Raw genomic sequence first — 21,933 nt, forward strand, 5'->3', positions numbered from 1 at the left:
CACTCCTTTAATCCTTTTCCTCTAACTCTTCCCGTAATTCTTCCTGTTCAATCTGCTTCGCTCTGCGATACCGCTGCAGCAGCTCTTCCTCCTGCTCTGTGAAGGCATCCTCAGAAATTTCTTCCATTTCGTACATGATCTGCAGATTGGCCAGTTTCTTTTGAATCTGGCGGACGTCAAAATATTCCTTATCCGCCTCTTCCTTTACTTTTTTACCAGCCCAGACGACAGTATCAAGCGGCCAGGTAAATAATTTATGAATCATACGCTGTTCCCCGCTTTTATTTTCAGGTCAATAAAGTTGTATGCCGGCCACGGGCCCGTATACTTGAAATCAGCGTGTTCATTCCATTCATTAAAAATCTCGTTTACTTTTGCATCAAAAGCTTCTTCGTTTTCCTTATCTATTAAAAAAGCGGCATTCAACAGCATCCGCTCATTGATTACTTCGTTACTTTTAGCTGCATTGGCAATCTCTGCGAGCGGCTGAAAAACCTCTTCCTCAAAGCGCTCGTGCAGCCTGATCATGAATTTTTGCGCTGATTCTCCGAGCTGCATACGCTCGTAATAGCTGGCGTTTTTGCCTTTCGTATCCGTTTTTTTGCGCAGGTCTTCCATTCCCGGTTCCTGGCGGATTTGTTCATTCAGCCATTCTTTCTTTCCGATGATTTTAAGTCCAACTTCCATTTTGCTGCGGATCTTCGGAAAAATTTCTTCAAACTGATCCTGCAGCTTTTCCATTAGAGCAAAGACTTCTTTCTGATCCTCAAGGACGTTCCCAAAACTCATCGGAATGACATCGTATTCTTCCATTACTCTGGCCACTGTATCTTGATGAGCCCGCAGGTTTTTCCTCGTTGGATCATAAATCTGCATCGGAGCTTCCGCTACCACCATCGCTTCCTGCCCGCGCTGGAGGGTATAGATTTTTCGCTCTTTTCCCTCGAGTTCCACGGTGCCGAAGGTAGGCTTTTCAGTAGTTTCAATAACTCCAAACATATAAATTCCCACGGTTACTTGCCTCCTAGACCTTTTTCAACTCTTCCTTCATTCTTTTTTGTGCTTCGCTGACATCTTCTCCCTGAATATTTTCCAGGAAATAATGCCCCATCACATCAAAAAACAATTGTTGAAAATCGTCATTTTTTACATCTATTTTAACATCATGCTCCGAGCTTAACATCGCAGTCATAACAGCGAGCCGGAAGCTTGGGACATGCGTATCGTTTTCCCTGCTCGTGGATTTCGCCCAATCCAGTGCTTTAATAATGGTTTCAGCTTCTTTTTCACTGATGGAAGCTCTTTCTGTCAGGATAGAAACCTGGGCTTCCTTATTCGGATCCTCCACCGGAATTGTAATCATTCTATCAAGGAGAGCATCCTGGGATTTATGCACACCGGCATATTCTTCCGGATTGCTTGTAAAAATTGCTTTAAAATTCGGGTGCACGGTAATAAAGCTTTCGTTACGCTGAGTGCCGTAAAGCGGCAGTATACCTTCTTCAAGTACGGAAAGGAATAAATTGTTTGTAGACGGCAGCGAACGTGTAAATTCATCGTAAATGAGCGTGTGGCCATTTTTTACTGCTTCAAGCAGACGGCCGGTGCTCCACCGTTCTGTAATATGGTCTTCGCGTTTATACACTTTCCGGACGTAATTATCGATTAATTTGTCACTGGTATAACCGATTCTTCCGCCGAGAAGGTCCGTATTCGAGAGGCTTTCATTCCCGTTTAACAGCGTGACAGGCTGGTTAAACCGGCGTGCAAGCTGAAACGAAAGGGTGGTTTTACCTACTCCGGCTGCACCTGTAAAGTGTACAGGATATCCAGAGGTTAAATACTTTTCGGAACGTTCTAAAATCGACTGCATTTCTTCAGTTTCTACGATTTGATCAATCGTACGGATCTTTTGCTGCTTTGACTGTTGTTGTTCTTCAGAGGTCGTTTGCTTCGAATTCGCTGTGGCAGGAGCATTGATCTTTTTTGACTGCCCTCTGCTCTGAGAGCTCCCTTTTTGCTGATTCGTTCTGGAGCTCCCCGATGTGTTGGATGACTTTTTCTGAGTCTGCTGCTTTCTTTCGTTAGTAGTCGCCATATTTTTTACCTCTCTTTTTTCTCAAAAGGAGTACTTCTCGGACGAGTGTTCATCCTTTGATAGGAAGTTATTTTTTGATCCTTGTTCATCGTGGCTTCATAAATCCCAATCAGCTGGTCTCTTCCGTATTTTTGCGTATACTCTTTTTCTTCTACTAGTTCTACTTCAATGTTCCAGCCGTCTCCCGCGTCCATAATAGCCGTGATACGGACTGGTGAGTTCATCGTTTCTTCGAAAAATGAACGGATGGTTTCAAACATATCACTTTTAATAGGGGCAAATGATGCCTCGTCTGACTCCTCCTGTTGAGCTGCTTCTTCATCGGCTTCTTTTTTTGTCTGTTTGGTTTTGGCTGTATTTTTCTTGCTGGCGGTCGTGGTATTATTCACTTCGTCACTTTCTCCTTTATCGTCCGTTTTTTCGTTCTGTCCGGATGATTTCTCTGAAGTTTCACTCGAAGAACCTGATTTCGCCGGGCCTTTAATCTGCTCTTTCGGCTGCTCTTCTCCTTCTTCTTCAGAGGAGAAAGGTTTATACGAGCCGCTTTTACTGGTTTTCAGTTCCTGGCCCTGGTTCTCTTCAGTAGTTTCTTTTGATTTTGTCGTTGATTGTTTGGCCGCCATGGATACCTATCTCCTTTCTGCCGTTTCAACGTGAGCACTTCTCGGTCTCAGATTCACTCGCTCAAACGATCCTACCTGCTGATTGTTGTTAAGCTTCACTTCATAGACGCCCAGAAGCTGGTCATGTCCGTACTTCTGCATATACTCATCTTCTTCGATAACTTCCACTTCTGCAAACCAGCCGTACTCTTCTTCGGAAACCGAAGTAATTCGAAATGGAGGTTTTAAATTTTCTTCAAAAAAATCGTTCAGTGATTTCATTACTTCCTTCATAGTGGTCCCCGCTTTCTTCTTCCAATAGAAATATATCCCGCCATGCAGTCATACGCATGACGGGATTAGAGAAATTTAAGCAAAGTTTAACTGCCCGGCACGCTCATTAGAGTCTGCATCTTCATCGATTTCGCCCTGGACATCGTCTCGGAGCAGTCCGACCGCTTCAGCGTAACGGAGCCAAGTGTCAACACTTGCAATAACGATACGTGCTTCAATTGTGATTAGCTCAATTCCTACCACAGAAATACGGGCGTACAGGTCGATAACGATACCTTTGTCGAGTATACGGTCAATAACCTCTGCCAAGCTGGAAGAATCTGTACTTTTTTCAATTGTTGCCATAATCTTTCACTCCTTAATCATAATGCTTAATATTTTCTGTTCCTTTAATGGCACTGATGCCTTTGATGTCATCGTAGCTTTTCAGCTTCGATTCCTTGTAGCTCTTGATGTCAGATAAGCCTTTCAGTTCGCTTATACCCTTAATATCATCAACGCCCTTGACCTCATCATAGCTTCTTAACCTGGACTCGCTGTAAGTCTTGATGTTCGACGGTCCCTTGATGTCTTCCATTCCCTTTAGATCGCTCAAGCCTTTTTCGGGCAGCGATCGAAGGATTTTACCGCCCCCTTTCCCGGACTTATTGGAGCCGCCCTGGACGTTGTCCTGGAGCTGCCCTGTAGCTTCACCCAGTTTTTCCTGGGCTTCCTGGCCTTTTTCTTTAGCCTGCTCTACAGCTTGCTGCAATTTTTCCTGGGCTTCTTCCCCTTTTCCTTCCAGTGCCTTCTTTGTTTCCTCTACTTTTTCCTGCGCATGTTCTTTTGCCAGACGGGCGCTCTCCAGGGTGTTGAAAAACTTTTTGCCCATATAGGCTGCAGCTACGGCATTGGCAGCCTTAGGGTTATTTTTCACCCCTTTTGTAGCTGTTTTTACCAGTTCTTCTTTAGCATTGCCCTGAATCATGTTTTTCGTTGTTTCTACAGGGTTCAAGTCAGAGATTTCTTCTGCGGTGTCTTTAATAGGCTCAATGAACGTATCCTCTGTCTGCTCATCAAGGAATTCTTTCGTTTTATTAAAGGAAACCCATTTAGCAGCTTTTTGGCCACCGCTTTTCACCTTGTCCAAAAATGACTCATCATCCTCGGAGCTCTTTTCTTCATCAGTGGATTGCTTCCCGGATGATTTATCATCGGATGCTGCTTCTTTGGAATAAGAAGAAAAGTACGTTTTTTTCCAGGCTTCGTCCGGTACGGAGAACGTTTTTCTTACCTTTGGCTTTGAGCCATCGACATATTTTCCGCCTTCAGTTAATAAAATCTTTTTTGCCATAATTTGGTCTCCTCAAACCGAAGCATTATTTATTTCCATCTACCCGCTTATAGGAGGTCACCTCTAAATGATCATCTACCTGCACCTGATACGTTTCTTTTTTAGACTTTCTGCCTTCTTTATTCAACGCTTCGATTTCTACCAGCCAGTGGCCCTCCTGTTTTTCCGTAGAAGTAATCCGCTGTGGCTCGGCTACATAGTTTTTAAAGAAATCGTTCACGGTATCCATTACGTCCGTCAGGCTGTGGTTCATTTTACTTCCGTTTTGACTGCTGGATTGGTAAGCATCCACTTCAGCTTCGTTCATTTCTTCCGGGCGGCGCTCAAGCTCCTGCGTTAGCGTTAACTCTTCCGCATTTTCTGCACCCGGCTCTGCTGAAGCCGCGCTCTGTTCAAGGCCTGTCGCATCCGTCAGCCGGCGCGCAGCTTTTTTAGAAACTTTTTTTGCTTTTTTCGGAGCGCTGCCCGCTTCCTGTCTTGGGTGCTCTGCTTCTTCAGCTTCATTGGCGTTGCTTTGGGCGTTTTTTTGATCCTGTATTTTCATGCCGGTTTTTTCTACTTTTTCGCCGACAGTATTTTTAACTCCATTTATTCTGCCCTTAGTTTCTTTAACCTTTTTATTTCCTTTATAAACAACTTTGCTCGCGTCAGCCGCCTGTTTGGCTCCTTTAGCTTTTCCTGAGACGGCTTCTTTCGCCTGTTCACCCGCATTTTTTGCGGTATCTTCAGCGCTTTTCTTCTTATGTTCCACGGTGTCTTGCAGCTGTCTGCCCGATTCCTTTACGTTATCTTTCGCCTGCTTTGCTTTATTCGCAGGTTTTTTTGCTGTCTGCTTGAGCTGGGGAGCCTTTTTTTCTTTCTCCTGGTTTTCGGCTGGCTCATCAATATTTTCTTCCTCAGAAGATTCCTCTGAGGATTGAAGTTTATTTTTCGTCCCTTTAGTGATTAGAGGAAGCGCTCCGCCAATAAGGCTGCCAGCGGCCATCAATCCGTACGTAACTTTATCTTTAGCGTCGGTCACTGTATCTCACCTTTCTTAACGTGAAAATTTAATTTATACGCAAAAACCCTCATCCGGCCAAAGGCTTCATGCTTTTCCAATGAATAGCTGGAAATAAACAGTCATGAATTCGCTGGGCTGGAGAGGGTCTTTAATGTAATCATTTGAGCAATTTCTTCTTAAATTAAGGAGAGAATTGCTCCAATCACAACAATAGCTCCAATAACCATTAAAATTGTACGAATCATGACAAACACTCGCTTTCTCATCTGAATTGAATAACTTCTTTAGTTGAAATTACCTTTTACTTCATGGATCTAAACTTTTTAATGAATTTATTTTTAAAAAAAGTTCTAAATACCTATATTTCTGATTCATATTTTTTAACGAGCGTCTAAATTTTTCTTTATTCTCTTGGGCTCAGGAAAGCCATTGTTAGATTTACTCACAAAAATAATGTGGTTTTCGCACTTATATTTATCAAATATTCGTCAGTGCACGTATGAAAAAGTTCAGAAGTACGAAAAAAGGAAAAAGTACGTTAAGTTTTCTTTCACATATGCTGAATTACCTTTTGGCTTTACCTAGAATAAAACTCGTAGTCGAAAAATAAATACTGCAGGTACATATTAAAAGGAAAGAGGTGCGGCATGGGCAGTAATCATACCGGAATCGTTTCATTTGTAGGTGCCGGACCGGGCGACCCTGAATTAATCACCGCTAAGGGTCTGCGCAAATTACAACAGGCCGATGTGGTTATTTATGACCGTCTGGCTCATCCCGGGCTCCTGCTGCAGGCTTCTCCTGATGCGAAATTTATATACTGTGGCAAGCAGCCGTGCCGGCATACGCTCCGGCAGCAGGACATTCACCACGAGCTCCGGGTCCATGCCCGGCGCGGCAGCCGGGTCGTCCGTTTAAAAGGAGGGGATCCGGGAGTTTTCGGAAGAGTCGGCGAAGAAGCCGAAGAGCTTCAAAAGCACCAGATACGCTTTGAAATTATTCCGGGGGTCACTTCCGGGAGCGCTGCTCCAGCTTACGCCGGTGTTCCTTTGACCCACCGGGAACATTCACGCTCTTACACCGTGGTGACCGGCCACGGCAAACAGCAGGACGGAATGCCCGATATTCAATGGGGCGGCCTTGCTGCTGGTTCTGATACGATCGTCTTTTATATGGGCGTCAAACACGCCGGATGGATCGCAGAACAGCTGATCCAGCACGGCCGCTCACCCGAAGAATCGGTTCTTATTGTGCAGTGGGGCACCTACGGCAGGCAGCAGTCAACCGCCGCTTCGCTCGCCGGACTTGAAGAAGCCGTTCACAGAAAAAAGATTACAAATCCGGCAATTATTATAGTGGGCACTGTTACCGGAATGCACTCCAGAACGCAGTGGTTTGACCCGGGTAAAAAAACCGGGCGGAGCATTGCAGCCTTCACCGCCGGACGTCCCGGGCTTCAGAATTTTACAGATTATCTGCAGGACGAGCAGGCCGCCATTTGCCATACGAATCAGCCGATTGATGCCGGAGGCCTTTCATCAAACACCGAACATGCTCTTTCACGACTGCTTGAAGAGGAGCTGATCGATACTATTTTCGTCCCCGATTACGCCTCCTATCAACAGCTGAAGCCAGGCATCGACCGGATGATAAGCGAACAGCAAACCACTGCTTTTCCTGTGTACATTATTTTTGATAAGGAGGCCTTCCCTTCAGATGAAGCAGATGTGTTTTATATAGATCCTTCACTGCTGCCTGAACAAATGACAGACCAGTTAAACAGCCTTAATTCGTTTTCTGTGAAAACACCGTCCGGCATTTAAACCGGTGAAAATGTCAAAATTATTTAAATTATCTGAGGAGGATTCATTCATGAATAAAGAGCGTCTCGTCTTAATCGGCAACGGCATGGCCGGTATGTACACCATTGAAGAAATTTTAAAGCAGGAGCCGGACCGTTTTGAAATTACGGTTTTTGGCAAGGAACCGCACCCAAACTACAACCGCATCCTGCTGTCCTCTGTTCTTCAGGGTGACAGTGAATTAAAAGATATCGTTTTAAATGATTACAACTGGTATGAAGAACATAATATTACGCTTCATACAGGCGATGAGGTCAAACGTATTGATACGGAAAACAAACAAGTGGAAAGCGCCGGGGGGATTGTGTGTACTTACGACCATCTGATCGTAGCTACCGGCTCCAACCCTTTTATGCCCCCTATCCCCGGATCTGACAAAGAAGGAGTAATTTCCTTCAGGGACATAAAAGATACCGAAACGATGATTGAAGCCTCCAAAAAATATGAAAAGGCAGCTGTAATTGGCGGAGGGCTGCTCGGTCTTGAGGCTGCCCGGGGCCTGCTGAACCTAAACATGGAAACAGAAGTAATCCACATTCAGGATCAGTTAATGGAGCGCCAGCTCGACCCGAACGCCTCCAAAATGCTGAAGCGTGAGCTCGAAGGCCAGGGCATGCGGTTCCACATGGAAAAGCAGACAGAACAGATTTTCGGACGCAAACGCGTCCAGGGACTTCATTTCAAAGACGGGGAATCACTTTACGCCGATCTCATTGTTATCGCTGTCGGCATCCGTCCTAATATTAGCCTTGCAGAGAATTCCGGTCTGGATACAAACCGCGCGATTGTTGTGAATGATTATCTTGAAACGAGCGCTCCCGATGTATACGCCGTTGGTGAATGTGCAGAGCATAACGGCATTGCCTACGGCCTGGTAGCTCCATTGTATGAACAGGGAAAAATTCTGGCTGAGCGGCTCGTCTCCAAGGAAGCAACCGGGACCGGCTACCGGGGCTCTCTTACATCAACCAAATTAAAGGTTTCAGGTGTGGATGTCTTTTCGGCAGGTGAATTTGGAGAAGCGGACGATTTAAAATCTGTGCTTGTTCATGACGACTTTGATGGCGTTTATAAAAAAGTGAATATCCGTGATAACAAGGTGGTCGGAGCTGTTTTATTCGGAGATACCTCTGATTCGCCGAAGCTTTTGAACCTGATTAATAAAAAAGAAGACATCTCCGACGTTGGCAAAGGGCTTATCCTCCCTTCTGAAAGCAATGCGCCAATGGAGAGTCCAGTCGTAGACATGGCGGACGAAGAAACGGTCTGCGGATGTAACGGGGTCTGTAAAGGCGATATCGTTTCTGCCATTAATGACAAAGGACTGACTTCCGTCAACGAGATCAAACAGCATACGAACGCTTCACGCTCCTGCGGCGGCTGTAAACCGCTCGTTTCCGACCTGCTGAATGCCACGCTCGGGGACGAGGCTTCTGGTTCCGAAGTGGAGCCGCTGTGCGGTTGTACCGATCTCTCTCACGAGCAGGTCACTGAAGAAATAAAGACTAAGCAGCTCACCCATACCCGCGAAGTGATGAATGTGCTGGGATGGAAGGAGCCTGAAGGCTGCTCCAAGTGCCGCCCTGCCCTGAACTATTACCTGAGCGTTTCGAAACCAGAAGAGTATGAAGACGACTACTCCTCCCGTTTTATCAATGAACGTGTGCACGCCAATATTCAAAACGACGGCACCTATTCCGTTGTTCCAAGAATGTACGGAGGCGTCACTAATTCAGATCAGCTCCGAAGAATTGCCGATGTCGCAGAAAAGTATGAAGTGCCGCTGCTTAAGATGACAGGCGGCCAGCGTATCGACATGCTTGGTGTCAAAAAAGAAGACCTTCCGTCCATATGGGGAGAACTCGATATGCCCTCCGGCCATGCTTATGGAAAAAGTATACGCACCGTTAAAACATGCGTCGGTGAAGACTTCTGCCGTTTCGGTACTCAGGATTCCATCGGGATGGGTATGAGCATCGAACGAAAATACGAACGGCTCAACACTCCCCATAAAGTGAAAATGGCCGTCTCTGCCTGCCCGAGAAACTGCGCGGAGTCCGGTATCAAAGACATCGGTATTGTCGGTCTTGAAGGGCACTGGGAAATGTACGTCGGCGGAAATGGCGGCGTTGACCTCCGGGGCGGCGAACTGCTCGGAAAAATGAACAGTGATGACGAGCTGTTGGATTCTATCAGTGCCTTTCTTCAGTATTACCGGGAGTCCGCCCACTACCTCGAGCGTACCTCCCACTGGATCGAACGCGTCGGCCTTGATCATGTAAAAGCGGTCGTTCTCGAAGATGAAGAGGGACGGGCAAACTTAATTGAGCGCATGGAAGTAGCCCTCGAGCATAAAGGGGAAGACCCATGGAAGGAACTTACGTATAACGAAAAGAAAAAGCAGGAGCTGTTTGAACAGCGTAAAGTGGAGCTCGTTTAATATGAGGGAGGAATAGTGATGAATAGCGTAGATAAACAAAAAGAAGTAGCTGTAGCAACTGTCGATGAAATTACGGTCGATATTCCTAAAGAACTGATCATTGAAGAAACTTCAATAGCCATTTTTAAGACTAAAGAAAACACCATTTTCGCCCTGGAAAATAAATGCCCTCACAAAGGAGGGCCTCTTTCCCAGGGGATTGTCAGCGGAGAGCATGTCTTCTGCCCGCTTCACGACTGGAAAATCAGCCTAAACGACGGACAGGCCCAGGGAGCGGATGAAGGCTGTACCGCCTCCTATGATACAAGAATTGAAAACAACATGGTTTATCTGCTTTTAAAATAAATCTTCTTTGCCCGCATCGGCGAACTTCCTGAGAAATAAGTATGCGAGTGTCAGCTGTCAATTGTTTTTTGAATAAACCAAAAATAATTACCCCACCTTAGGAGGTTCTCCTTTTGACTATTAAAGACCTTTTCCGCTTTCAGGATGAACGTATTAAAATTCTTCATTTCTGCTGGTTTGCGTTCTTCATCTCATTTTTCGCCTGGTACAACATGGCTCCACTCGCGACCACTATGATGGCTGACCTTGGATGGCTCACAACTGAACATATCGCCGCCCTCGGAATTATGAACGTAGCCCTGACTATTCCGGCCCGGATCATTATCGGCTCACTCCTCGACCGATTTGGCCCGCGGGTCGTCTTTTCCACACTGTTGATTATTATGGCGGTGCCTACATTTATTTTTGCATTCGGCAGCACCTGGGCACAGCTTGCCATCAGCCGGCTTGTACTAGGAAGTATTGGCGCAAGCTTTGTTGTCGGTATCCGAATGATCGCAGAATGGTTCCCGCCCAAGCACGTCGGATTTGCTGAAGGGATCTACGGCGGCTGGGGCAATTTTGGTTCAGCAGCAGGAGCTATTATTCTCCCGTGGCTCGCCATTACCCTTATCGGAGGCGATGACAGCTGGAGGTACGCGGTCGCCTTTACCGGGGTTGTCTGCTTTATTTATGGTATTGTTTTCTATTTAAATGTCCGCGACACGCCGGAAGGTCATACGCTTATTAAACCGAAGCGGTTCGGTGCCATAGAAGTGAGCTCCTGGAAAGACATGGCTCAACTGATGTTTTGGACGATACCTGTCGGCGGTGCCGTAGCCCTTAGCGCCTGGAGAGTCTTCGATATGGGCTTTATCTCCACATCTATTGTATACGGCATTTTCACAGCTGTAGGTATCGTATTAATTTATCAAATCTATATGATCGTCAAAGTAAACGTTCCTATTATTAAACAAGGCATAGCAAAAGACGATCAATACAACTTCAAAAACGTTGGAGCGCTGAACAGTACTTATTTCGCCAACTTCGGTGCAGAGCTCGCGATTGTATCGATGCTCCCTATGTTCTTCCAGCTCACCTTCTCCCTTACACCGTCCACAGCCGGTCTTATTGCAGCTTCATTTGCCTTCGTGAACCTGCTTGCCCGTCCGCTTGGCGGTGTACTATCCGACCGCCTTGGAAGCCGGCGCAAGGTGATGCTCGTTTACATGTTTGGCATCGTGATCGGCATGTGCGGCATGGGCATGATCAACTCCGGCTGGCCGGTAATACTCGCTGTCCTCATGACGGTCCTTACTTCGTTATTCGTGCAGGGAGGCGAAGGCGCCACCTTCGCAATGGTTCCAATGGTAAAAAAACGGGTCACCGGGCAGGTGGCCGGTATGACCGGAGCTTATGGAAGCATCGGTGCAAGTGTATATTTAACGCTTTATACGTTCGTCACCCCGAGCCAGTTTTTCTTCATTCTGGCCGGAGGGGCTTTCGTAAGCTTTATCATATGCTATTTCACACTCGAAGAACCGGAGCATTCCTTTGCCGACGACTACTACCTCTCGAAGGAGGATCAGCTGCTTAAAGAAAAAGCAAAAGGAGCGGCCCTCCGCTCGAAGGAAGCCGTTTCCTACGCCAGCCAGGTTTCTGATAAAGACCGCTGAGTGAGGGCCCGGTCCTGGTTTACCAGGCCGGCCCGCGGAGCTTTTCTCTATCAGGGATAAACGCTCCGCGGGCTGCTGAGGCCACAGCCTGCCATGTCAGCCACAAACCCCGACCAGCCCCCGTGCCGTTCACAACCGGTACGGGGGCTGGTTTTTTATTTATTAAATAGACACCATTCCGGCACAAAAAAGAACGCTGTCGATCCCGGCAGCGTTCGTTGTATCTATTATACTTTTTGTTTTTGCGCTTCTGCCGGCTTCATGGAGACTGCTGCCAGCTTAAACCCCGGCATCTGGCACACTGGATCCAGCGTACCCGCAATCAGCCGGTTCACGTTCTGTTTGCCTGCCCAGTGAAAAGGCACGAAGATGGTATCCTTCCGGATGTTTTCCGACCATTGATTTCTAACCACAATAGAGCCCTGCAGAGATTCCAGGGTGACAAGGTCGTTTTCCTTAATGCCGTACTTTTCTGCTGTTTCTGGATGAATTTCGACGAATGATTCAAAATAACGGGCATTTAATCTGGCGCTTTTTCCAGTCTGAACCCCGGTCAGGTAATGCGACATTACCCTGCCAGTCGTTAAATACAGCGGTCTCGCTTCCGACAGTCGTTCTTTAATAATTTCTTTACCGTTTTCCGGAGTAAAGCAGCGGGCTCTGCCGCCATCATGTACAAAAGAGTCATCAAACAGACGCTGCCTTCCTTTTTCTTCTGGGGAAGGGCACGGCCAGAAAACGCCCTCTTCCTTTTTAATCCGTTCATACGTAATTCCGTAATAATCAGCCGGTCCTCCCTTTGAAGCAAGACGCAGCTCTTCGAAAACATCTTCTGCCGAGCAGTAGCTGAACCACTTTTCTTTACCAAGACGCGAAGCAATCAGCGATAAAATCTCCCAGTCGTGCTTTGCCTGGCCAGGAGCCGGGCGCATTCCCTGTCTCCAGGTCACCCGCCCTTCCATATTCGTAAGCGTTCCTTCATCTTCAATATAAGCGGTCGACGGGAGGACCAGGTCGGCGTATTCGGCCGTTTCTGAAATAAATAAATCGACGACCACTAAAAAATCAAGCGCCTCCAGCCCCTGCTTCACAATAGAGGCGTTCGGGTTGGAAGCGATAGGATTGGATCCTACTAAAAACATCCCTTTAATTTCCCCGTTCTGCGTTTTCTGCATCATTTCATAGGCGGAGACACCTTTTCCGGGCAAATCCTTCTCATTCACATTCCAAACCGCAGCTATATGCTCCCTGGCTTTTGGGTCTTCAATCGAGCGGTACCCTGGAAGCTGATCAGATTTCTGGCCGTGTTCCCTCCCTCCCTGGCCGTTTGCCTGACCTGTAATCGCTCCGTATCCAGCACCTGGTTTACCGATGTGGCCGCAGATCAGCGCTAAATTAATAAAATGGCGGACAGCCTGGTGCCCGTCAATCTGCTGCTCCACTCCCCGCGCAGTAAATACCATGCCTGTACCAGCTTCGGCGAAGACCGTAGCCGCCTGCTCAATGTCGCCGCGGGGCACGTCTGCCCGTGTCGCAAGCTCCTCTACGCTGTACTGGCGCACGTAAGCTTCAAGCTCTTCAGCACCTTCTGTGCGGTTCTGCAGAAACTCTTTATTCTGCAGGTTTTTATCAAAAATCACTTTTAAAAGCGCGGTCGTCAAAGACCAGTCCTCCCCGGGCTTCAGCTGCAGATGCAGGTCTGCCATTTTAGCTGTCTCTGTCACCCTCGGATCAATCACAATAATAAAGGATCCGTTCTGTTTCGCCTGTTCAAAATACGGCATAATGGTTGGCTGGCATTCCGCAATATTAGTACCGGCGAGTATAATGCATTTTGCGTTTGGAATTTCCTCAATGCCGTTGGTAAAACCGCGGTCGACTCCGAACGTCTTTGTCGCCGCCGAGGCAGCAGAAGACATACAGAACCGGCCGTTGTAATCAATGTATTTTGTCTGCAGCCCAATACGGGCAAATTTGCCGAGCAGATAGGATTCTTCATTCGTAAGCGAGCCTCCGCCGTATACCGATAAAGCATCTTTGCCGGAGGCGTTTTGAATTTCCTTCGTCCGCTGTTCAATAATATCCAGGGCTTCGTCCCATTCAATGGACTTAAACCGGCCGTTCACTTTTTTCATCGGCATCGTAATCCGGTCTTCATGAATAACGTGCTGGTAGGCGGAGTGACCTTTGACACATAACCGGCCGTGCGTGGTGGGGTTATCCACACCTACGGTTTTATATTTAATGCCTTTTGTAGTGATCTGCTCCACTACTTCCTTTTTACACTGCATACTGCAGAAAGGGCACTGAGCCTGATGCCGGTTTTCTTCGAGCACCGCCGGCTCTATTATTTGTCCGTAATTGGATCCGAAATCATTCATGAACTGTACTCCCTTCTGGAATCGAAAAATGATACGGCAGCGGCTTCTTCAAACAGACACTTAACTGGTGGAGCAGCTGCTCTCTTGTCTCCGGATCAAAGAGTCCTTCCCGTATGTGAATAACGGTCATACGTCCGCACCATCCGGCAAATGATTCCTTAAAAAACGCTGTTTCCCGGTAATATTGAAGCAGCGCCCAAATATACTCTTTTATTTCCATAAAGGTAGGGGCTGAGAACAGCAGCACGGACTTTTCCTCAAAATGAATATGAAACTCCCACTTGTCTTCCATTTTAAGCAGTCCGGCGTCAACGTGATTTCCTTCAAGAATTGAAAAACCCTCCAGCATGACAAAACGGAGCGTATCGGGAAAAGGAACAGCTTCCACCGGTTCCTCGAGCTCCAGAGCGTACGGTACCATTCCGGGATTGTGACGCTCCCGGATCCGGTCCTTGAATACACTCTGTACAGCCGTCATTTGAAAACCTGGAAAGTTAAGGAGGGGAATATCCAGGCTGTCACATACCTCCACCACATCTTCGTCCTCTACATAAGGGAGCTGTATGCGTCCGCCCGCTGTAATGTGAAAATAGCTCAACTGGTATTTTTCGATAACGGCATTTAAATTTTTGATCAGCTCAGGAGATATAATTCCTGCCTTCATGATCGGCTGCAGAGTATAGGTCCCATCCGCCTCCAGGGAAATGTACGGCGAATATGTAAATGGCAGCGTTTCATTGCTTGAAAGCTCTCCCTTCTTCATTTGAATCATATATAGATAGTACGCAATGGCAGGCCGGCACATTTCACAGCCTTCAGGCGTTTTCCAGTTTAACGCCTCCATCGCTTCCTCCGGCGTCGATGGTTTTACTTCCATCAGCCGGTTAATCAACGTAGGGTGGTCAAGACCCGTGCATCCGCACAGCGCTTCTGCCTTGTTTTCCGCTTCCACCCTCCCTTCACAGGCAAGCTTCAGCAACCCCTCTGCCATGCTGCTGCAGCCCCCGCAGGAGGTGGAAGCTCCTGTACAGGTTTTCACTTCATCCAGCGTGGTCAGTTCTTTCTCCTGAACGACCTGGATAATGGTATTTTTATTTACATTATTACAGGCACACACCGTGTCAGACCCTGGCATTTCCAGTAGAAAACCGGCCGGCTCGCTGCTTGCTGACAGCAGCTGTTTTTTCTCCGAAGCATTGATGGGTTTGTCCGTCATCACCAGGCTCTTTAACAGATCGCTGTTAGTCGTATTTCCGTAAAGCACAGCTCCCTGGACCGTTTTATGACGAAAAACTATTTTTTTATAAAGCTCATTCTCCTCATCATGAAGCACCCATGATTTTGTAGCTTCATCCTCTATCAGAGAGCCGACAGAAAACAACTCCACCCCGGATATTTTCAGCTTTGCTGAAGTACTTGAGCCTTTATAGTAGGCTTTATGCTCGCCGCTTAAACGCCGGGCCAATACATCCGCCTGTTCGTTCACCGGCTGTACAAGACCGTATGTTCGGCCGTCATGTTCTATACATTCGCCTATTGCGTATATGTGCTTGTCACTTGTCTCCATTTGATCGTTCACGATTATTCCGCGGTTCGTTGCAATACCGGATGCCTCTGCAAGCTTCAGCTGCGGCCGGATCCCGATTGCAAATACCACCATGTCTGCTTCCATGTGTGTCCCGTCCCCAAAAGCAATTCCTGATACCTTCCGGAGCCCCAAAATAGAAGTAACGTCTTTACTCAGCAAAAATTTCACTCCGCGCCGTTCCAGTTTTCCCTGCAGCATGGCGGCAGACTGCCTGTCAAGCTGGCGGTCCATAATGTTATCCGCCCGCTGTATGACAGTCACTTCTGCATCGAAGCGGCTCAATCCATTAGCCGCTTCAAGCCCAAGCAGACCTCCGCCAATAACCAGAATCCGGCGCTTACGTTCAGCTGCTTCTACAAGCCTGCGGCAGTCTTCAAGCGTGCGAAAAGGAAATACTCCCTCTTTTTCTACACCTTCCACCGGGGGGATGAGCGGCGATGATCCTGTAGCGAAGACTAAATGATCGTATGAGTGTTCTCCGCCAGCCGTCACGATTTTCTTTTCCTCTTTTAACACATGCTCGACCGGCTCTCCCGGATGAAAAGATATATTATTCCGGCGGAACCATTTATTTGTATAGGTTGTTAAGTCGTCTTCTGTTATTTCTCCATTTAAATAGGATGAAAGCTGAATCCGGTTGTATGGAAGCGTTTTTTCTTTACTGAAAATAGAAATATGCACCCGGGCCGCCCGCTCACGCAGCTGTTCCATTAACCGGATCGCCGCAAGCCCTCCTCCTATAATGACTACATGCTGTTTTTTCATGTTAAAAACCGCCCTCCCGCAGAGCGAAATATGTTTTCCGAAATTTTCATAAGCTACTATCAGTCTGTAGAAACCTTACGAATTCTTCAATCACCTTGTAAGATAAGCTGTCGATGTTTTTATAGTCCCAGCGTTCCTGCTGAAAACAAAAAAGTTGATGACTTAGGTGAATTGTTCGATAATAGGAGGTAATAATTAAAACGGAGTCAACAGACCTGGAGCATATCGGAGGAGAAGAAATGAAACTAATTGCAACGGATATGGACGGAACATTGCTGGATCAGAACGGAGAAATCAGTAAAGAGAACGCCGAAGCGCTTCAGGCTGCTTCGGCACAAGGCATTGATATTGTGATCGCCACAGGGAGAACCTACGAAGCAGCACACAGACCATTGGCTTCGGCCGGTCTGTCCTACCCAATTATCAGTATGAACGGGGCAGTCACTTACAAAAACCGGAAAGAAATACAGCGGTCTGCTCCGATATCAGAAAGCTCCTGCGAACGAATTTTAACCGTGCATCACGCTGCCGGCTCTTATATTGAACTGTTTACCAGCCAGGGAATTTTCGCCCCTTCAAGAGAAGCATATATGAGTGTCGTTGTAGGAATGCTGCAGACCGCGCACCCCGAGCTAACAACAGCTGCAGCAGAACAGTATGCTGAGCGCCGGCTTGAGGATGAAAATTTCCAGTTCGCAGACGATTTCTTTTCAATACTCGATTACGAGGGCCTCGATGTGTATAAAATGCTTGCCTTTTCTTCAGAGGCTTCCGTTCTCGAGCGGATGAAATACGAGCTCCGGGGTGATAACGAGCTCGCTCTGACTTCTTCGGGCATGGGAAACCTTGAATTAAATCACGTACGTGCCCAAAAAGGCTTTGCCCTTCAGGAGTTCGCGCTCGGACGCGGAATCTCCCTTGAAGACGTTATGGCTCTCGGGGATAACTTTAACGATTTGAATATGCTCCAAATGGCCGGCCGGAGCGTCGCCATGGGAAATGCCGTTCCGGAGGTTAAGGACGCGTCCGGCTTTTCTACAAAAACGAATACTGAACACGGCGTTGCTCACGCTGTGCATGAAATGCTCCATGAATTAAAAACAAAAAGCAGCTGATAATCATGCCGTTTCCCTGCCGGACGGCTTTTGTACGGCCGGGAATAAGCCCACACAGAAGCATTTTCATGAACTCCTGTGCCCGGACCACCCGGGAAGTAACACTTGCCAACACGCGGTTAATGTGAGAATATAATTTTGTTTGCTAAAAGTACGAAGTACATATATATATAATAATTTGTCATGAATCGTTCACAAACAATTGACAAGATAGCGAACTTTTTTGTCAATATCTCTAAATTTAACGACATATGTGATACATTAGTATCGGATGAACACGGTTGGGGGGAATAAAATGAAATCGGAAAATATCGAACGCACGGTTCAACAAGGATCCCTCGCTGCCCCGAAACAGGCACTTCGTAAAGTACTGGCGGAAACGATTAAAACCGGGATTATCAAATCCAATTTAATCGTTATGTTTGCAGGGATTACCCTTGCTTTATATATTCACAACATCGCTTTTTCTGAAAAAATCGGAGCGATAGTCCTTGCTACGCTTGGCTCAGGTCTTGTTATCGGCGCTGCCGGCACGTTTAACAACTTATACGACCGCGACATTGATAAGATCATGGACCGGACGAAGAACCGCCCTACGGCGACTGGCCGGATGCAGCTGAAAAATGCACTTATACTAGGAATTGTTATGACACTTGCAGGCTTAGGCTTCTTATATGCGGCTTCACCGCTCGCTGCCTTCTTCGGATTTACAGGCTTATTCTTTTATGTTGTTCCATATACAATGTGGAGCAAGCGGCGCACGATCTACAATACAGAGATTGGGAGTATTTCCGGAGCAGTGCCCCCGCTTATCGGCTGGGCAGCTATTTCCAATGACTTTTTCCACCCGGCAGCTCTCGGCCTTTTCGTTATTATGGTTTTATGGCAGATGCCGCACTTCTATGCCATCGCCATACGCAGACATGACGAGTACAAAGCAGCAAATATTCCTATGCTTCCAGTAATCAAAGGAAACCGGCGGACCTATATTCAGACAAACGTTTACCTTGTTCTGTTAACGCTCTCGAGCTTTCTTTTCCTTCCTGTCAGCAGCTTTATCGTTGGCGTTTCCTTCGTATTAAGCGCCGCCTGGCTTGCTGCAAGCTTTATATGCTACCGGCGGATGGACAGTAAAAAATGGGCAACTACTATGTTTATTTTTTCGCTGAACCATATGACGATTTTGTTCACTGTCGTAATTGGATTTTCTCTAATCTCCCCGTTTTTTAATTAAAGCATGTTCTGGCGCCCGCATGGGTCCCGGACATGTTTTTCTTTACCCTCGTTTTTATATGGATCCTGCGGGGGTTTCATTCGAATTCCCATACAGAAATATGTATAATATATTCAAGACCGGTGAAAACGTTGTCAAATTAACATAAAAAAAGAGGTGGATGATGACACAGCGCATAGCCTGGATTACAGACAGTACCAGTTCTATCGATGCAGAAACGGCCGCAAAATATAATATTCATATTGTTCCCTTATCTGTTGTGTTTGAAAACGAAAGCTATAAAGAAAATATTGAAATTACAACGGATGAATTTTATGAGCGGCTGCCGCATGAAGAAGTTTTCCCTACGACCAGCCAACCATCTGTAGGCAGTTTTTCCGAACTGTTTGAACAGCTGAAGGATTCTTATGATGCAGGAATTGCCATACATATCAGCAGTCATTTAAGCGGCACTCTTCAGACAGCCCAGCTCGCAGCAGATATGACCGGATTTCCGCTCTTCACTGTGGATTCGAAGATGGGCGCCGGCAGCATCCGCCCGCTGCTGACGAGAGGATCGCAATTAGCAGACGAAGGGCACACGCCGAAGAAAATACAGCAGCGGTTAACAGAGATGGCCGGGCACGCCAGAGGCTATCTGCTGCTCGGAAGCCTTGAACAGGCACACAAAGGAGGCAGAATCTCCCGCGGAAAGCTGATCCTTGGCACGCTTTTAAAGATCCATCCTCTTCTTACCTTTGATGGTGGACAGATTGTTCCTTTTGAAAAAATACGAACCCGGAAACGGGCGGAAAACCGGCTGCTGCAAATTGCTAAAGAAGCCATAGCCTCCTATCAGGTCGAGGACATGAGTATTATTTATACGACAACGAAGGAAAAAGCAGAGACATGGAAAACAGAGCTGCAGAACCTCTCCCCTGACCTCACGATTCACCTTTGCCCTCTCAGCCCGGTAATCGGTGTTCACGGCGGGGCTGAAACGATGGGAATCATGTGGTATGAATACGGATAAAAAACTTGTGACTTTTCCTTCCAGGCTCTATAATTAGACCAATCCGCACCATACTTTCATTTTGGAGGAAAACGACCGTGCAATTTAATCAGGAAAAAGCCGACGGCTCCTTATACGATTATTTGATTGAACATATAGATACGATGCGTGACACATCTTCTGCCGATTCTTTTCCCGGCCACTCTTCCGATGATTATACAAGTCACAAGCTCGAAGAAATGAAAAAAGTCTTTGCCCAGGAGCTTATTCATGTGTTTCAGGAGGAAGAAACTCAGTTTTACGAGCACTTTGAAGAAAAAATCAATGACATTGTGGAGGAAAATAAGGAAATGTGGCAGCCAATGCTGACCATTCAGGAAGAATTCACTTATTACCGCAACGCCATTTTAGAACAGATCCGCCTGTTTGTTCATCAGTATGAGGAATCAATTCCCATCGATCACGTGCTCGATTGGCAGCGCAAAGCACTCCAGGCTTTCGATTACGCCGGGCGGGCCTTCATGAAAGAAGCCATTTATCATATGAACGAACAGATGCAGCTGAAAGAGGCAATGATCATGGAGCTTTCCTCCCCGATCATTTTGATTCAAAAGAAAACCGGCCTCCTTCCGCTTATTGGCCATATCGATGAACAGCGGGGACAGGTTATTGTGGAGCATACGTTAAAGCAGTGCACCGAAAGCGAATTAACACGTCTGTATATTGACCTTTCCGGCGTTCGTGACATCACCACATTCGTTGCTCAGCGCATCATGCAGCTTGCCACCGCCTTAAAGCTGGTTGGGGTAAAGACTACGCTGTGCGGCATGCGCCCGGAGATGGCCCAGACGGCTGTCCAGCTTGGCATCAGCTTTAAAAATATCGATATCGTTTCAGAGCTGACCCATGCACTGCGCACAAACTACGCTTTATAAAGCATAAGCCTCTGAGCTCCTAAAGTGTTCAGAGGCTTTGGTCTGCCAATTATTTAAGCAAGGCAAAACCATATATACGATGGCCCATTTTATACATATTCCATTTCCTTCCGCTTCATTCAGCCCGTATATGACATTTGTCATTTTTTCTCCCTGACGTCTATGACTTACAGACGGAGTCAAAATTTTATATTCTATTAATAGAGATACACCCCATAAAACAGGGAGCGATTAACCATGAGCAGGCAAGAACAAATGCAATTGAAAAAAAGTGCTGCCCCTTACGCACATTCTGACCATAAAGCAAGTATTATTCAATTATTTAACTCCATTCTTCCTCTCCTGGCCCTCTGGGCGCTTGCATACGGAGCTTATTTCATATCTCCTTTTATCAGTGCAGCCATTGCGATCGTCGCCGGAGGCTTTGTCGTCCGTACCTTTATCATCTTTCACGATTGCACACACGGTTCATTTTTCAAAAGCAGCAAAGCGAATGACCGGATTGGTACGTTAACCGGGATCATTACTCATTTCTCATACGCAAAATGGAAAAGAAGCCATATGATGCACCATTCCACCAGCGGCAACCTCGACAAACGGGGCACCGGAGATGTTTGGGTCATGACCGTCGAGGAATACCAAAACGCCAGCAAATGGCTCCGGCTCAGCTATCGCATGTACCGCAACCCATTCGTACTTTTCTTTTTAGGGCCATTTTACCTGTTTCTCGTGGAGAACCGATTCAACCGTAAAAATGCGAAAAGAAAAGAACGCCTGAACACATATTTCACCAATATTTCTATTGTAGTTATTTACGCTTTGTTAATCTGGCTTGTCGGCTGGGCTGCTTTTTTCACTATTCAGATCCCTATGCTTTTCACAGCAGGATTTCTCGGCATCTGGTTGTTTTATGTCCAGCACACATTTGAAGACTCCTACTTTGAAAACGAAGACAAATGGGACTTTGTAAAAGCTGCCGTAGACGGAAGCTCTTACTACGAGCTTCCAAAGGTGCTTCAGTGGATTACCGGCAATATCGGCTACCATCACGTGCATCACCTCAGTCCACGTGTGCCAAACTATAATTTGCCAAAAACCCATGAAAACATTGAACCACTGCAGCAGGCTACAAAGATTACTCTTAGGACAAGCCTCACATCCATTCGGTTCCGGCTGTACGATGAAACAAATAAAACCTTTGTCAGCTTCAAGGAAGCAAATATCCGAAGCAAAAGACAGGCAGAGGCTTCCAGAACCTCTCCAGCACCAGCTGATAAAAAATCTTAAAAACA

Annotated in this window: 19 protein-coding genes; 9 read left to right on the forward strand and 10 right to left on the reverse strand. The window is 46.7% G+C overall.

Annotation, left to right across the window (positions count from 1 at the left end; all coding sequences use genetic code 11):
- Nucleotides 1-7: 7 nt before the first annotated feature.
- The 8 genes from ACTRXG_RS01205 to ACTRXG_RS01240 are packed head-to-tail and all read right to left on the reverse strand — an operon-like array spanning nucleotide 8 to nucleotide 5,348.
- Complete coding sequence (locus ACTRXG_RS01205; RefSeq protein ID WP_079475234.1) at nucleotides 8-265, reverse strand: gas vesicle protein GvpG; 258 nt, start codon at nucleotides 263-265, stop codon at nucleotides 8-10.
- The gene (locus tag ACTRXG_RS01210; RefSeq protein ID WP_474283708.1) at nucleotides 262-1,011 is read right to left on the reverse strand and encodes a GvpL/GvpF family gas vesicle protein; all 750 of its coding nucleotides are present in this window, start codon (nucleotides 1,009-1,011) and stop codon (nucleotides 262-264) included. Before ACTRXG_RS01210 ends, ACTRXG_RS01205 begins: the two co-directional genes overlap by 4 nt.
- A 13-nt stretch (nucleotides 1,012-1,024) precedes the next feature.
- Nucleotides 1,025-2,098 carry a gas vesicle protein GvpN gene (gene gvpN / locus ACTRXG_RS01215; RefSeq protein ID WP_474278231.1) on the reverse strand — a complete coding sequence of 358 codons (1,074 nt, stop codon included), beginning with the start codon at nucleotides 2,096-2,098 and terminating at the stop codon, nucleotides 1,025-1,027.
- A gap of 5 nt (nucleotides 2,099-2,103) precedes the next feature.
- Nucleotides 2,104-2,721, reverse strand: a complete 618-nt coding sequence (locus ACTRXG_RS01220; RefSeq protein ID WP_474260945.1) for a gas vesicle protein GvpO — start codon at nucleotides 2,719-2,721, stop codon at nucleotides 2,104-2,106.
- 6 nt (nucleotides 2,722-2,727) lie between these two features.
- On the reverse strand, nucleotides 2,728-3,042 hold the full coding sequence (gene gvpO, locus ACTRXG_RS01225) for a gas vesicle protein GvpO (protein ID WP_474281284.1): 315 nt from the start codon (nucleotides 3,040-3,042) through the stop codon (nucleotides 2,728-2,730).
- 27 nt (nucleotides 3,043-3,069) lie between these two features.
- Nucleotides 3,070-3,339 carry a gas vesicle structural protein GvpA gene (gvpA, locus tag ACTRXG_RS01230; protein ID WP_022794406.1) on the reverse strand — a complete coding sequence of 90 codons (270 nt, stop codon included), beginning with the start codon at nucleotides 3,337-3,339 and terminating at the stop codon, nucleotides 3,070-3,072.
- A gap of 13 nt (nucleotides 3,340-3,352) precedes the next feature.
- Nucleotides 3,353-4,327, reverse strand: a complete 975-nt coding sequence (locus ACTRXG_RS01235) for a hypothetical protein (protein ID WP_474283710.1) — start codon at nucleotides 4,325-4,327, stop codon at nucleotides 3,353-3,355.
- A gap of 25 nt (nucleotides 4,328-4,352) precedes the next feature.
- Nucleotides 4,353-5,348, reverse strand: a complete 996-nt coding sequence (locus ACTRXG_RS01240; protein ID WP_474283712.1) for a hypothetical protein — start codon at nucleotides 5,346-5,348, stop codon at nucleotides 4,353-4,355.
- A 629-nt stretch (nucleotides 5,349-5,977) separates the two neighbouring features.
- Between ACTRXG_RS01240 and cobA the strand changes: the two genes are divergently transcribed.
- The 4 genes from cobA (at nucleotide 5,978) to ACTRXG_RS01260 (ending at nucleotide 11,632) form a co-directional block, all read left to right on the forward strand.
- The gene (gene cobA / locus ACTRXG_RS01245) at nucleotides 5,978-7,153 is read left to right on the forward strand and encodes a uroporphyrinogen-III C-methyltransferase (RefSeq protein ID WP_474283714.1); all 1,176 of its coding nucleotides are present in this window, start codon (nucleotides 5,978-5,980) and stop codon (nucleotides 7,151-7,153) included.
- A 49-nt stretch (nucleotides 7,154-7,202) separates the two neighbouring features.
- Nucleotides 7,203-9,632: a nitrite reductase large subunit NirB gene (nirB, locus tag ACTRXG_RS01250; RefSeq protein ID WP_474283716.1), complete on the forward strand. Its 2,430-nt coding sequence runs from the start codon at nucleotides 7,203-7,205 to the stop codon at nucleotides 9,630-9,632.
- An 18-nt stretch (nucleotides 9,633-9,650) separates the two neighbouring features.
- Nucleotides 9,651-9,977, forward strand: a complete 327-nt coding sequence (gene nirD, locus ACTRXG_RS01255; RefSeq protein WP_474283718.1) for a nitrite reductase small subunit NirD — start codon at nucleotides 9,651-9,653, stop codon at nucleotides 9,975-9,977.
- A gap of 113 nt (nucleotides 9,978-10,090) precedes the next feature.
- On the forward strand, nucleotides 10,091-11,632 hold the full coding sequence (locus ACTRXG_RS01260; RefSeq protein ID WP_474283720.1) for an MFS transporter: 1,542 nt from the start codon (nucleotides 10,091-10,093) through the stop codon (nucleotides 11,630-11,632).
- A 227-nt stretch (nucleotides 11,633-11,859) separates the two neighbouring features.
- Here the strand turns inward: ACTRXG_RS01260 and nasC are convergent, their stop codons facing one another.
- Nucleotides 11,860-14,013, reverse strand: coding sequence for an assimilatory nitrate reductase catalytic subunit NasC (nasC, locus tag ACTRXG_RS01265; RefSeq protein ID WP_474283722.1), 2,154 nt, complete (start codon nucleotides 14,011-14,013; stop codon nucleotides 11,860-11,862).
- On the reverse strand, nucleotides 14,006-16,366 hold the full coding sequence (gene nirB / locus ACTRXG_RS01270) for a nitrite reductase large subunit NirB (RefSeq protein ID WP_474283724.1): 2,361 nt from the start codon (nucleotides 16,364-16,366) through the stop codon (nucleotides 14,006-14,008). The genes nasC and nirB (ACTRXG_RS01270) overlap by 8 nt, the downstream gene beginning before the upstream one ends.
- Before the next feature lie 239 nt (nucleotides 16,367-16,605).
- On the opposite strand from nirB (ACTRXG_RS01270), the gene ACTRXG_RS01275 reads away from it, so the two are divergent.
- The 5 genes from ACTRXG_RS01275 to desA all read left to right on the forward strand — a co-directional run bounded on the left by ACTRXG_RS01275 (nucleotide 16,606) and on the right by desA (nucleotide 21,928).
- Nucleotides 16,606-17,481 carry a Cof-type HAD-IIB family hydrolase gene (locus tag ACTRXG_RS01275; protein ID WP_474283726.1) on the forward strand — a complete coding sequence of 292 codons (876 nt, stop codon included), beginning with the start codon at nucleotides 16,606-16,608 and terminating at the stop codon, nucleotides 17,479-17,481.
- A 295-nt stretch (nucleotides 17,482-17,776) separates the two neighbouring features.
- Nucleotides 17,777-18,715 carry a heme o synthase gene (cyoE, locus tag ACTRXG_RS01280; protein ID WP_474260935.1) on the forward strand — a complete coding sequence of 313 codons (939 nt, stop codon included), beginning with the start codon at nucleotides 17,777-17,779 and terminating at the stop codon, nucleotides 18,713-18,715.
- Nucleotides 18,716-18,878: 163 nt separating this feature from the next.
- The gene (locus ACTRXG_RS01285) at nucleotides 18,879-19,727 is read left to right on the forward strand and encodes a DegV family protein (RefSeq protein ID WP_474283728.1); all 849 of its coding nucleotides are present in this window, start codon (nucleotides 18,879-18,881) and stop codon (nucleotides 19,725-19,727) included.
- A gap of 77 nt (nucleotides 19,728-19,804) precedes the next feature.
- Entirely contained in the window at nucleotides 19,805-20,641 is an 837-nt protein-coding gene (locus tag ACTRXG_RS01290) for an STAS domain-containing protein (protein ID WP_474283730.1), read from the forward strand.
- Between the two features lie 237 nt (nucleotides 20,642-20,878).
- Nucleotides 20,879-21,928, forward strand: a complete 1,050-nt coding sequence (gene desA / locus ACTRXG_RS01295) for a Delta(5) desaturase DesA (protein ID WP_474260932.1) — start codon at nucleotides 20,879-20,881, stop codon at nucleotides 21,926-21,928.
- The last annotated feature ends 5 nt before the right edge of the window (nucleotides 21,929-21,933 follow it).

The organism is Marinococcus sp. LNSP9103-4 (genome assembly GCF_056034345.1).